Origin of the sequence: Nocardia sp. GP40 (assembly GCF_050434125.1) — a bacterium.
In the GTDB taxonomy this organism is placed as follows: Bacteria; Actinomycetota; Actinomycetes; order Mycobacteriales; family Mycobacteriaceae; genus Nocardia; species Nocardia albiluteola.
Genome location: NZ_JBNPVW010000016.1, coordinates 87,092 through 99,710 on the forward strand (window position 1 = coordinate 87,092; position 12,619 = coordinate 99,710).

The following is a 12,619-nucleotide window of genomic DNA, read 5'->3' on the forward strand; positions in this document are numbered from 1 at the left end:
ATCATGGTCGGTGTGATGGTGTGGCAGCGGGTTTCGTTCGGATGTGTCGGCGCGACGGTGCGGTCGTTCGAGCGGGTGGTGGGCGCGTGAGTATCGATTCCGATGTGCTGATCGACTGGTACGGGGAGACGGCCCGGGATTTGCCGTGGCGGCGGCCGGGGGTGTCGGCGTGGCAGATTCTGATGAGCGAGATCATGTTGCAGCAGACGCCGGTGGTGCGGGTGGAGCCGGTGTGGCGGGAGTGGGTGGCGAGGTGGCCTGTGCCCTCGGCGATGGCGGCGGCCGCGCCTGGGGTGGTGCTGCGGGCGTGGGGCAAGCTCGGATATCCGCGGCGGGCGCTACGGCTGCACGAGTGCGCGCAGGTGCTGGCGGCCGAGCACGGGGACGAGGTGCCGGGGGATGTCGAGGTGCTGCTGGGGCTGCCAGGCATCGGCGCCTATACCGCAAGGGCGGTGGCCTGTTTCGCCTATGGGCAGCGAGTTCCGGTGGTGGACACCAATGTTCGCCGCGTCGTCGCGCGCGCGGTGCACGGCCGGGCGGAGGCCGGTAACCCGGCCGCGCGCGACCTCGTCGAAACCGAAGCACTGCTACCCGCTCGAATCGACCGCGCCGCAACATTTTCCGCGGCCCTGATGGAACTGGGCGCAATAGTATGCACCGCCCGCACACCCGACTGCGACGGCTGCCCGCTGCCGCAATGCGCCTGGGTCGTCGCCGGTCGCCCCGCCTCGGACGTGGTGCGCCGCACCCAGAAGTACGACGGCACGGACCGCCAGGCCCGCGGCCGCCTCCTGGACGTCTTGCGCGCGGCCTCCGGCCCCGTCGAGCGCACCGCGCTGGACCTGGCCTGGACCCGGGACCCCGGCCAGCGGGCTCGGGCTTTGGACTCCCTGCTCACCGACGGCCTGATCGAGCAGACCCCGGACGGTCTGTTCGCCCTCGCCGGTGAGGGTGGCTGACCCGGGCGACATCGAACCAGCCACAGCCAGTCAGGTGCGCCTTGCGGGGGCAGCCGCCGCTACGGCGGCTTCGGCTACCTCATCACGTACGGGACGGGCCGGTGGCGGGTGGGCCAGCGGCGCATTCGAGGGTCAAGCCGGGACGGGGACGCGTCGGGCACCTCGGGTCTTCGAGCCGACGAGTCGGGCTATCAGGTAGATGGCGAACGAGATTGTTGTCACGAATGTCGACACCGGGACGCCCGGGGCCAGGGACAGGACGATGCCGCCGACGGCGGCGATCTCCGCGAACACGATCGAGAGGATGGCCGCGCGCAGGGGGCTCGCGGTGAGTTGGGCGGCGGCCGCGGCGGGGGTGATCAGGAGGGACAGGACCAGGAGGGCGCCGACTATCTGGACGCCGAATGCTGCGGTGATGCCGAGCAGGACCGCGAAGACGACCGAGAGGGCGCGCACCGGAACTCCGCGCGCCACGGCGACTTCCGGGTCGGTGCTGGCGAAAAGCAGTGGGCGGTAGACGAAGGCGAGCACGAGGAGCACGCCGACCGTGCAGATGGACAGCAGCGACAGGCCGGTGTTGCCGACGCTCACCACCTGGCCGGTGAGCAGCGAGAACTTGGATCCGGCGCGGGTGGGGCCCAGCCAGAGGAACAGCACGGACAGGCCGAGGCCGAACGAGAGCACCACCGCGATCACCGAATCGCGTTCCCGCGCACGCGATCCCAGCAGGCCGAACAACACGGCCGCCACCACCGAGCCGATGATCGCCCCGGCGCCCACCCCGATCCCGGCCAGCAGCGCGGCCGCCGCGCCGGTCAGCGACAGCTCGCTGGTGCCGTGCACGGCGAACGACATCTGGCGGCTCACGATCAGCGGCCCGATCGCCCCGGCCAGCAGGCCCAGCAGCGCAGCGGCCAGCACGGCCTGCTGGACGAAGTCGTAGGACAGCAGGTCGGCGGTCGTGTGGAAGTCCAGCAGCTTGGTGAAGATGTCCGAGAGCGTGTTGTCCTTCACGAGATGGTGTCCTTCCCGCGGTCGGCAGGTCCGATACCGAAGACGGCCAGTCGAATCGGACGTCTCGGAATCGAGTCGGCGGTGGTGTGCCGGTAGAGCCGCTGGGTGGCTTGGCCGGATGACTTGTCCCTCATGCCTGGTCTCCCGCCGCGTCGCCGGTGCCGACGACGACCAGCCGACCGCGCACCCGCAGCACGTCGACCTCGGTGCGATACAGCTCCGAGAGCACCTCGGAGGTCATCACCTCGTCGGGCGTGCCGATCCGGAACTCGCCCTCGACCAAATACAGCACCCGATCCACCAGCGGCAGCACGGGATTGATCTCGTGCGTGACGAACATGACGGCGGTGTCGTGACTGCGCCGGCGCGCGTTGATCAGCTCGGCCACCAGCCGCTGATTGGCCATGTCCAGGCTCAGCAGCGGCTCGTCGCACAGCAGCACCCGCGGATCGCCGACCAGCGCCTGGGCCACCCGCAGCCGCTGCTGCTCGCCGCCGGACATGGACTCCAGCGGTGCGTGCGCGTAATGCTGCGCGCCCACCTGCGCGATCGCGTCGGCGACCTTCCGCTTGCGCTCCTTGCGCCCGCGCCAGCCCAGCCCCCAGCGATGCCCGTCCACGCCGAGCCCGACCAGATCCACCCCGCGCAACGGCACCCCGGAATCGATCGTCTTCTGTTGCGGCACATAGCCGATATGCGGATTACCCACCCGAGCGGGCGAACCCGCGACCTCCACGCTGCCCGCGCTGGGCGCCAGCTGCCCCAGCAGCATCCGCAGCAACGAGGTCTTCCCGGATCCGTTGGGCCCCAGGATCGCAATGAACTCCCCGGGAGCGACCTCCAGATCCAGCCCCTCCCACAGCGTCCGCTCCCCGTAGGACAGCCGCGCTCCCCGAAGTCGCACCGCGGGTGTACCGCCCGGCGCCGAGCCCTGCCGATCCGCAGGCGTGGTGTGCGCGGCCGTGCCTGCAAGTCTGCCGACGAGGCTCTCGGATTCCGATGCGGTCGAATCTGCGGCAGGGGATTTCTCACCTACGGAATCGTCGATTGCGGGGCCGTCGAGTCCGGCGGGTGCGCCCGCGCCGGGGCTGTCCTCGAGGTCGACCGGCCCGGGACTCGATGCTGTCAGCTCAGGTTCGCCGCCCTCCGCGTGGTCGAGCGACGCTGCGGCAGGGGGTTTTTCGTCGTCAAGCCGAGTGGCATTGCGGTGGCTCGAGCCGTCCGGCATTCGATTGTTCTCGGACGCGGTCCGGCCGGCCGTTGCCGGGGCGTCGGTATCGGTATCCGATTGCGGCTCGGCGGATTCGGCGGTGACGCGGGAGGTGCTGGTGGACATGGTGTTTCCTGCGATCAGCTCAGGGCCGCGGCCAGTGCCTTGGCGTTCTGGGTCTGCCAGCCGACGTAATCGGTGCCCTGCGGCAGGGTTTCGGTGACGTTCACGACCGGAACGCCGGCGGCCTTCGCGGTAGCCGCCACATCCTGGGTGGTCTTGTCCTCGGTCTGGATGTTGTAGACCAGGGCGTGAACCTGCTTGCCGGTCAACAGGCCTCGCACGGCGGCCACATCGGCGGGGGCCGGATCGGTGCCCTGCTCGATGGCCTCCTCGAAGGAGTGCGGGGTGCGATCCTCGGCCTCGGCGGCCAGCAGTAGATAGTGCGCGATCGGTTCGGTCTGCAGCACAGGGGCCTTCGGGTGCGTCACGGCGATCTCGTCGGTGATCGTGCTGACGTTCTTGAGCCGGGACTGGAACTGGATGAGGCGGTCGTTGTAGGCCTGCGCGTGCGCGGCGTCGACGCCGGCGAGATCGCCGGCAATCTTGGCGGCAACCGCGCTGACGGTGTCCAGGTTGTAGAAGATGTGCTCGTTGGCATCGCTCGCGAGCGGGGCGGGACGTAGGTCGAAGGCGTTGATGGTGGGCTTGGCGCGCCCGGCGGCGGCCTTCTCGGCGAATTCGTCGTAGTGCCCGCCGTTGTAGACGACCAGGGCCGCATCGTGGATCTTCGCGGCGTCCGTCGGGGTGGTCTGGTACGAGTGCGGATCGTCGGTGGGGCCGTTGATGATCGAGGTGACCTCCGCGTCCGGGCCCGCGATGGCGGCCGCGACGCTGCCCCAGACGTTCGTCGAGGCGACGATCTCGGGCTTGCCGGAGGCGGACTTCCCGTTCGACTCGTTCGTCGAGTTTCCGCAGGCGGCCAGTGTCGCGGCGGTCGCGACCCCCAGAGCGATGACGGCAATCCGGGTGGTGAGGCTTCGGGGCACGCGACGTTCTCCTGGCGCTACTGCATAACGGAAACGGAAACGATTTCCATTTGAATGTAGCTCACGCGTCCAGAACCGCCGGTATCGATCTGTCCGCTTTGTCCTGTGACACCCGACACCCCGGCCGGAACCGAACCAGCCCCCTTGACCGGCGAAACGGTCGAGGGGGCTGATCAGGGTAGGTGTAAAGCGGCCTAGCGAATCACTGCGCCAGCGCCGCCACCGGCTGGCTCAGCAGCTGGGCGCAGCGCAGCAGACCCAGGTGGCTGTACGCCTGCGGATGATTGCCGAGCGAGCGTTCGGCAACCGGGTCGTACTCCTCGCTCAGCAGCCCGGTCGGCCCGGCCACGTCGATCAGCTGCGCGAACAGCGCCTCCGCGTCGGACCGCTTGCCGATCAGCAGGTACGCCTCCACCAGCCAGGCCGCGCAGAGGTGGAATCCGCCCTCGCCGCCGGGCAGCCCGTCGTCGTGGTGGTACCGGTACACCGTAGAGCCGCTGCGCAGCTCCGCCTCGGTGGCCACCACGGTGGCGGCGAACCGCGGATCCGACGGATCGATCAGCCCGCTCAACCCGATGTGCAGGGTCGCGGCGTCCAGATCGGTGCCGTCGTAGGCGGCGGTGAAGGACTGCACGTCGTCGTTCCAGCCCTTGGCCCTGACCTCGTCGGAGATCGTCTCGCGCAACTCGGCCCAGGCCGGATCGGCCAGCCGGCCGAACTTGCCCGCGAGCCGCAGCGCACGGTCGACGGTCAGCCAGCCCATCACCTTGGAGTACACATGATGGCGCGGATTGCCGCGGATCTCCCAGATGCCGTGGTCGGGCTCGTTCCAGCGCCGCTGCACCGCCGACACCATGGCGATCACCAGCTCCCAGTCCCGATCCGGCAGCACCTTGGCGGGATCGGTGATGCCCTTGTGTTCGCGCGCCTCGGCCAGCGCGGCAATGAGATCCACGATCGGGCCGAACACGTCGAGCTGCACCTGCATATTGGCCGCGTTGCCCACGCGCACCGGCCGCGAGCCCGCGTAACCCGGGAGCTGGTCCAGCACGGCCTCGGGGCCGAGGGTCTCCCCGTAGAGCGTGTAGAGCGGGTGCAGGCGCTCCGGCCCGGCCAGCGTCTCCAGCACCCGGTGCACCCAGGCCAGGAAGTTCTCGGCCTCGTCCAGCGAGCCCAGCGCCACCAGTGCATGCGCGGTCAGCGAGGCATCGCGCAGCCAGCAGTAGCGGTAATCCCAGTTGCGCACGCCGCCGATCTCCTCCGGCAGCGAGGTGGTCGCCGCTGCGAGGATGGAGCCCGAGGGCGCGTGTACCAGCCCGCGCAGGGTCAGCGCGGAACGCTTCATCAGGTCGGGCTTGAGTGGTGGCAGCTCGAGCTGCTCGGACCAGTCGCGCCAGTACAGCTCGGCCTCGCGACGCCGGTCCGGCTCGCTCACCATGGCCGGGGCCAGATCCGAGGTGCCGCACCGCATTTCGAGCACCACCGGACCGCGGGACGGATCGATAACGGCGGTGGCGAACTGGTGGATGCCCTCCTCGGCGATCGTCCACTGCACGCCCGGGGACCGCAGCACGATCGGGTCGTTGGTGCCGTGCACCCGCAGCCCGGACGATTCCTGTACCAGCGTGACGGGCACCTGCCCGAATTCCGGGCGCGGTGCGAAGGTGACCACGGCTTTGGCGTCGCCGGTGATCACGCGGGTCAGGTCGGTGCGCTCGGGCGCGGTGTCGTGCGGCAGGTAGTCCACGACCTGCAGGCTGGCCCAGCGGGTTTCGACGGTCATGGTGCCGTCGATGTAGCGCTGGGACAGCGGCAGCCCGGGCCGCTCGGGCACGACGGTGAAGTGCCCGGACTCCGAGCCGCCGAGCAGGTGCGCGAACACCGCCGCCGAATCGGGTTCGGGATGGCAGAACCAGGTGATGGTGCCGTCGGGGGTTACCAGGGCCTTGGCGCGGGGGCTGGCCAGCATGGTCAGCCGCTCGATTCGGGGGGCCGAGGAACCGGCCAGCCAGGTGCGGCGCTCCTCGAGCAGGAACGCCAGGGCCATGGACACCTCCTCGGTACTGGCGACCCGATAGTCGGCCTGGCTCTCGCCCTCGCCGACCTTGATCCCGACGTCCGGTCCGGCCAGGCGCGCGAACGCCTTCTCGTCGGTGACGTCGTCGCCGAAGAACACCGCGGCCGAGGCGCCCTCCTGATGCCGGATGACGTCCAGGGCGGCGCCCTTGTCGGTCTGGATGACCGCCAGCTCGATGACGGCCTTGCCCTCGGTCACCTGCACCCCGACCCAGCTGGCCGGGCCCTGGCCGGCCTGCTGCAGCGCGCGCCGGCCCACCTCGGGGGCGGCATTGCGGACGTGCAGGGCGACACTGGCCGGTTTGACCTCGACCGAGGCGCCCGGATTGTCCTGGGCGATCCGGGTCAGCGCGCTCTGCACTTCCTGCAGCAGCTGTTTGGCGTCGTTGTCGATGGCGTGGACGAAGCCGACGTCGAATTCCGACCCGTGGCTTCCGATTAGCTGTACCTCGACCGGGAGGCGAGACAGAGCCGCGAGATCTCGCAGAGCCCGGCCGGATATGACGGCCGCCGTGGTGGCGGTCAGACCGGCGAGCGCGCGCAGTGCGCTCACCGATTCACGTTGGGGGTAGGCCTTCGCCGGGTCGGAAACGATGGGTGCGAGTGTCCCGTCGTAGTCCGAGGCGACTAGTAGCCGTGGCATACGGGCTACCGCCGCCAACGCACGGCGAAGTTCGATGGGCAAATCCTGTGCGCTCACGCATCCAACCTAGGTGATCGGAGGAGATTTTCAGGGCGCGGGAAACCTTACTTGGTGGGGATAGCTCGTGCGTTCGCGCAGTGATACAAGATGTTTACGATTGCCTCGCCGTGCGCATCCCCGATTGCGCGAAGTGCTGCTGTACGTTAGCTAGTTGCCCTCCGAGCGTATCGGCCAACCCGGGGGGAATCGGTGTGTCGACGTCGGATTCGCCGCGTGTCCGCCGCCCGGAATGTCCGGGACGGGAACTCTAGCAAATTTCTGGCCATGCCTCGGCGGAACGCGGCGGCGGGTGTCAGGACGGGAAGTCGGTTGCCGAGCCGAGTAGCAGGTCGACCGTCAACTCGAGGCGTTCGGCGACATCGGTGGCCGAGGCGCGCCGGGTCAGCCAGGCCACCAGGTTCGACAGCCACACGTCGCTGATCACGCGGGAGATGGCCAGCTCGCGGTCGGTGGGCTCGTCGTCGCTCAGCGCGCGGGCGAAGAACCGGTCCATCACCCGGCCGACGCGATCGACCTCGGCCGCGGCCGACGCGTCGGCGAACATGAACGCGCGCGTCATGGCCTCGGTGAGCAGCGGGTCGCGCTGCATGGCGCGGGTGACCTGGGTCAGCATCAGATGCATGCGCTCGCGGGCGTTCTGCCCGGCCAGCGGCTTGCGCTTGCTCTCGAACTGCTCGAACTCGCGGGCCAGCGCCGACACCAGCAGGTGCACCTTGGACGGGAAGTACCGGTACAGCGTGCCCACCGCAACGTCGGCACGCTCGGCCACCGCGCGCATCTGCACCGCGTCGTACCCGCCTTTGGAGGCGAGGGCCAGGGTGGCGTCGAGGATCCGCTTGCGGCGCTCGCGCTGCGCGGTCGAGCTGAGTTCGTCCTCACTGAGCGTGGACACCGGCGTGGTGCGCGAACGGTTGCCGTTCTGCCCACTCGCGTCGGCTGCCTGCTCTCGGGAGGGGCTGGCCATCGGTGTAAGTCCTTTCCTGCACAAGCCGTGTTCCGTCGGGCCGGTGCGTTTGGCGTTGCGGTAGCCGGGATCGGCGCTTGACTTCCGCCCGACCTAGATATTAGAACATGTTCTAGGTGTGGCAGTCACGCCGGGAAGGCGGTACGGAGTGTGACCATCGCCACCAGTGACGAGCATAAAGCCGTCCAGGAGTCGATGCGCGGATGGGCGGCGACTGTCGGCCCGATTGCAACAATGCGCGCAGGTCTTGCCGGGGCGGAGCCGGCGGCTGCAGCGCAGCGCGAGCACGCGGGCGCCCCTGGCGGTTCCAATGAGCCTGCGGCCGCCGATTTCTGGCGCGGGTTCTGGCCGAGCCTGGTAGGGCTCGGCGTCTTCCGCGTCGCCGTCGCCGAAGGCGCCGAGGACGCAGACGGTTCCGTGAGCGATCTGGCCGTGCTGATCGAACAGGCGGCACACGATCTGGTGGGCGGTCCGGTGTTGACGACGGCGCTGGCCGGACTCGTCACGGGCGCGGCCGTGGCCGAGGACACCCCCTGCGGGGTATCCCTCGAGGAGCCGGTCGTGGTGCCCGGCAACGGTTCCGGCGATCTCGAACTCACCGGAGCCTGGGAGACCGTCATCGGCGCCGCCGCGGGAACCGCCGTGCTGCTGCCGGTGCGACGGGACGATCGCGACGCGTGGTGCCTGGTCGCCCCCGAGGCCGCCGGCCTGCGCGTGGACACCCTCGAGCCGCTGGACCGCAGCACGCCGCTGGCGCGCGTGGAATGCACCGGCGTGCGGGTACCGGCGGAGCACGTCTTCGAACCGGCCTGCGCGGTACGGGATCTGGCCGCGGTGCTGGTCGCCGCCGAGGCGGCCGGGATCGCCGGCTGGTGCCTGGAGACCGCCACCGAGTACGCCAAGGTCCGTGAGCAGTTCGGACGCAGGATCGGCGAATTTCAGGCGGTGAAGCACCTCTGCGCGTGGATGCTGTGCCGTGCGGAGCTCATTCGCGCGGTCGCGGCCGACGCCGCCGGAGCCGTGGACGCCGGCAGCGACGAGCTGCCCCTGGCCGCCGCCATCGCGATGACGATCGCGCTGGACGCGGTCGTCGAGACCGCCAAGGACTGCATTCAGGTGCTCGGCGGCATCGGCTTCACCTGGGAGCATGACGCGCACTTCTACCTGCGCCGGGCGGTCGCGCTGCGGCAGCTGATGGGCGGCTCGGCCCCCTGGCGGGCGCGGGTGACCGAGCTGGTGCGCGCCGGGCAGCGCCGCACGGTGGGCCTGGATCTGGGCTTCGGCGCGGGCGCCCGAAGCGACGCGCAGGCCTGGGAGGCCGTCGGCCTCGACGCCGCCGACGCGACCGAGCTCGCCGCGGATCTCGCCCGGATCGGCGCACTCCCGCTCGCGCAGCAGCGAGATGCGCTGGTGGACACCGGACTTCTCGCCCCGCACTGGCCCCGGCCGTACGGCCGCGGCGCGGGCCCGATCCTGCGCACGCTCATCGACGAGCAGGTGCGGGGCGCCGGAATCACGGTGCCCGACATCCAGATCGGCAACTGGGCGGTGCCGACCCTGCTGCAGCACGGCAGCCGCGAGCAGGTCGAGCGCTTCGTGCGCCCGACGCTGCGCGGCGAGGTGATCTGGTGCCAGCTGTTCAGTGAGCCGGGGGCCGGATCGGATCTGGCGGCGCTGCGCACCACCGCAACTCGCGTCGAGGGCGGCTGGCGGCTGCAGGGGCAGAAGGTGTGGACCTCGCTGGCGAACGTCGCCAACTGGGGGATCTGCCTGGCCCGCACCGATGCGAATGTGCCCAAGCACAAGGGCATCAGCTATTTCCTCGTGGATATGAGCAGCCCCGGAATCGAGGTTCGGCCGCTGGTCCAGATCACCGGCGAGGCGAAGTTTTCCGAGGTATTCCTGGACGAGGTATTCGTCCCGGATGAATGTCTCGTCGGCGAACTGGGCGCGGGGTGGAAAATCGCGCGCTCCACGTTGTCCAACGAGCGGGTCGCCATGGGCGGCAGCGGAATCGGTAACGAGCTCGAGTCGCTCATTGCGGCCGCGCCGGATTCCGGGACCGGTGCGGAACTGATTGCCGACCGCATCGGCGCGCTGGTATCGGATGCGGTTGCGGGACTATTGCTGGAAACCCGGGCCGCGCAGCGCATGTTGGCCGGCATCGACCCCGGGCCGCAAAGCAGCGTCAGGAAACTGGTCGGCGTGCGGCACCGCCAGGCGGTGGCGGAATTCGCCGTGGAACTGGCCGGTGTCGCGGGCGCGCGGGAAACGGAAGTGGTGAAAGAATTCCTGTTAACACGCTGTTTGTCGATTGCGGGCGGCACCGAGCAGATCCTCTTGACCGTGGCCGGCGAACGGATTCTCGGGCTCCCGCGCGAAACGCAGGCCTAGGTCCACACCTCAATCGGGAGCTATGAATTGGACTTCAACAGGGACGAGAGTCAGGACGCTGTCGCCGAGGTTGTCGTAAGTTTGCTAGAACGCAATAGCGCGCGCGATATCGAACTATGGCCGACCCTGATCGAGAGCGGTCTGCTGGCGGTGGCGCTGCCGGAGCGTTTCGGCGGCGACGGAATGGGCCTGCTCGAGGTGTCGGCGATGCTGACCGAACTGGCCACGGATGCGGTGCGGACACCGGCGCTGGCCACCCTCGGATTCGGGGCGCTGCCGCTGATCGACCGGACTCCCGACGCGCTGGCGGAAAAGATATTCGCCGCCGTCGCCAAGGGTGCGGTGCTCACCGCGGCGCTGCACGAGCCGGGCTCGCCGTTCACGGCCGAACCGCAGACCGTCGCGGTGCGGGACGGCGATGCGGTGCGCGTTACCGGCCGCAAGATCGCCGTGCCGTATGCCGAGCAGGCCCAGTGGATGCTCGTGCCGACCGATTCCGGCATCGCGGTCGTGGACGGCGATGCCCAGGGGATCACTCGCACGGCGAGCCCCTCGTCGGACGGAACGCCGGAATTCTCCGTGCATTTCGATCAGGTCGCGATCCCCGCGGAGCAGCTGCTGCCCGGCGGGATCGCCGAGCTGCACCGGCTGGCGCTGGCCTCGATCGGCTCGGTCGCGGACGGGCTGCTGAAGGGCGTGCTGACGCTGACCGCGGAACACGTGCGCACCCGGCATCAGTTCGGGCGGCCGCTGGCCGAATTCCAGGCCGTCGCACAGGAAATCGCCGATGTGTACGTGGTGTCGCGCACGCTGCACGCCGCGGCGCTGTCGGCCAACTGGGCCCTGGCGCAGGACGACGACAGCCCCGCGCATCGGGAACGGATCGATGACGATTTGGAGGTGCTGGCCTACGCCGTCGCCTCGGATCTGCCCGCGGCCATGCAGAGATGTCATCACCTGCACGGCGGCATCGGGGTCGACGTGACCCACCCGCTGCATCGCTACTACTCACAGGCCAAGGACCTCGCCCGCTGGCTCGGCGGCGCGTCGTTCCGGCTGGACCGTTTGGGAGCCCGATGTTCATCGATCTGACGCCTGAACAGCGCGTGCTGCGCGCCGAATTGCGTTCGTATTTCGCCGATCTCGTCACTCCAGAGGAGGAGGCCGAGATGGCGATCAATCGCCACGGCGATGCCTACCGTGCGGTGGTGCGCCGCATGGGCCACGACGGCTGGCTCGGCGTGGGCTGGCCGAAGGAGTACGGCGGGCAGGGATTCGGTCCGGTCGAGCAGCAGATCTTCTACAACGAGGCGGTGCGCGCGGACGTGCCGCTGCCGTTGGTGACGCTGATGACCGTCGGCCCGACGCTGCAGCAGTTCGGCACCGAGGAGCAGAAGCAGAAGTTCCTGCCCCCGATCCTGTCCGGCGACGTGCACTTCGCGATCGGCTATTCCGAACCGGAGGCCGGGACCGACCTGGCGGCGCTGCGCACCAGCGCGGTGCGCGACGCCGGTGGGGACTGGATCGTCAACGGGCAGAAGATCTTCACCACGGGCGCGCACGAGGCCGACTATGTCTGGCTGGCCTGCCGCACGGGCACGACCGAGTCGCGGCACCGCGGCATCACGATCCTGATCGTCGATACCAAGGATCCGGGCTACTCGTGGACGCCGATCATCACCTGCGACGGCGCGCACCACACCAACGCCACGTATTTCGACAGCGTGCGGGTGCCCGCGAACATGCTTGTGGGCGAGGAGAACCGCGGCTGGAAGCTGATCACCACCCAGCTCAATCACGAACGCGTGAGCCTGGGGCCCTCGGGCAAGATCGAGCAGCTCTACGACCGGGCGCGTGAATTCGCGCTGCGGCAGGGGGTTCTCGGCGAGGTCGACGTGCGCCGGTCGCTGGGCCGGTTGCACGCGATGGTCCGGCTCAACGAGCTGCTGAACTGGCAGGTGGCCGCCAACCACGATCAGGCGGACGCCGATCCCAACGGTGTCATCGCCGATGCCTCCGCGACCAAGGTCTTTTCGACCGAATCGCTGCAGGAGGCCGGGCGGCTGGTGGAGGAGATCGTCGGCCGCTACGGCGACCCGGCCGATCCCGCGACCGCGGAGCTGCTGACCTGGCTGGACCGGCGCACCAAGCAGAACCTGGTGGTGACCTTCGGCGGTGGGGTCAACGAGATCATGCGCGAGCTCATCGCCACCGCAGGGCTGTCGCTGCCGCGCGTACCGAGATAGGAGT

General features: G+C 69.4%; 10 protein-coding genes. 4 read left to right on the top strand and 6 right to left on the bottom strand.

Features of this window, described 5'->3' with window-relative positions; all coding sequences use genetic code 11:
• Window positions 1-41 precede the first annotated feature (41 nt).
• The gene (locus tag ABH933_RS36615; RefSeq protein ID WP_429424535.1) at window positions 42-959 is read left to right on the top strand and encodes an A/G-specific adenine glycosylase; all 918 of its coding nucleotides are present in this window, start codon (window positions 42-44) and stop codon (window positions 957-959) included.
• A gap of 132 nt (window positions 960-1,091) precedes the next feature.
• On the opposite strand, the gene ABH933_RS36620 is transcribed toward ABH933_RS36615, so the two are convergent.
• From ABH933_RS36620 to kstR, 6 genes are all read right to left on the bottom strand, one after another.
• Complete coding sequence (locus ABH933_RS36620; protein ID WP_429424537.1) at window positions 1,092-1,973, bottom strand: metal ABC transporter permease; 882 nt, start codon at window positions 1,971-1,973, stop codon at window positions 1,092-1,094.
• A complete protein-coding gene (locus tag ABH933_RS36625) occupies window positions 1,970-2,107 on the bottom strand; it encodes a hypothetical protein (protein WP_429424539.1) in 138 nt (45 codons plus the stop codon). The genes ABH933_RS36620 and ABH933_RS36625 overlap by 4 nt, the downstream gene beginning before the upstream one ends.
• Window positions 2,104-2,877: a metal ABC transporter ATP-binding protein gene (locus tag ABH933_RS36630; protein WP_429424809.1), complete on the bottom strand. Its 774-nt coding sequence runs from the start codon at window positions 2,875-2,877 to the stop codon at window positions 2,104-2,106. Before ABH933_RS36630 ends, ABH933_RS36625 begins: the two co-directional genes overlap by 4 nt.
• A gap of 446 nt (window positions 2,878-3,323) precedes the next feature.
• The gene (locus ABH933_RS36635; protein ID WP_429424541.1) at window positions 3,324-4,232 is read right to left on the bottom strand and encodes a metal ABC transporter solute-binding protein, Zn/Mn family; all 909 of its coding nucleotides are present in this window, start codon (window positions 4,230-4,232) and stop codon (window positions 3,324-3,326) included.
• Window positions 4,233-4,434: 202 nt separating this feature from the next.
• A complete protein-coding gene (gene otsB / locus ABH933_RS36640; RefSeq protein WP_429424543.1) occupies window positions 4,435-7,008 on the bottom strand; it encodes a trehalose-phosphatase in 2,574 nt (857 codons plus the stop codon).
• A 295-nt stretch (window positions 7,009-7,303) separates the two neighbouring features.
• Complete coding sequence (gene kstR, locus ABH933_RS36645; protein WP_215915488.1) at window positions 7,304-7,975, bottom strand: cholesterol catabolism transcriptional regulator KstR; 672 nt, start codon at window positions 7,973-7,975, stop codon at window positions 7,304-7,306.
• A 150-nt stretch (window positions 7,976-8,125) separates the two neighbouring features.
• Here kstR and ABH933_RS36650 point away from each other — a divergent pair, with 150 nt between their 5' ends.
• The 3 genes from ABH933_RS36650 to ABH933_RS36660 are packed head-to-tail and all read left to right on the top strand — an operon-like array spanning window position 8,126 to window position 12,615.
• The gene (locus tag ABH933_RS36650) at window positions 8,126-10,369 is read left to right on the top strand and encodes an acyl-CoA dehydrogenase family protein (protein ID WP_429424545.1); all 2,244 of its coding nucleotides are present in this window, start codon (window positions 8,126-8,128) and stop codon (window positions 10,367-10,369) included.
• Between the two features lie 27 nt (window positions 10,370-10,396).
• Window positions 10,397-11,461, top strand: a complete 1,065-nt coding sequence (locus ABH933_RS36655) for an acyl-CoA dehydrogenase family protein (RefSeq protein ID WP_429424547.1) — start codon at window positions 10,397-10,399, stop codon at window positions 11,459-11,461.
• Window positions 11,446-12,615, top strand: coding sequence for an acyl-CoA dehydrogenase family protein (locus tag ABH933_RS36660; RefSeq protein WP_429424549.1), 1,170 nt, complete (start codon window positions 11,446-11,448; stop codon window positions 12,613-12,615). Before ABH933_RS36655 ends, ABH933_RS36660 begins: the two co-directional genes overlap by 16 nt.
• The last annotated feature ends 4 nt before the right edge of the window (window positions 12,616-12,619 follow it).

Excerpts from the sequence above, each read along its gene's own strand:
- ABH933_RS36615 (WP_429424535.1), top strand. The coding sequence starts at position 42 with ATGTGTCGGCGCGACGGTGCGGTCGTTCGAGCGGGTGGTGGGCGCGTG.
- ABH933_RS36625 (WP_429424539.1), bottom strand. The coding sequence starts at position 2,107 with ATGAGGGACAAGTCATCCGGCCAAGCCACCCAGCGGCTCTACCGGCAC.
- kstR (WP_215915488.1), bottom strand. The coding sequence starts at position 7,975 with ATGGCCAGCCCCTCCCGAGAGCAGGCAGCCGACGCGAGTGGGCAGAAC.
- ABH933_RS36660 (WP_429424549.1), top strand. The coding sequence starts at position 11,446 with ATGTTCATCGATCTGACGCCTGAACAGCGCGTGCTGCGCGCCGAATTG.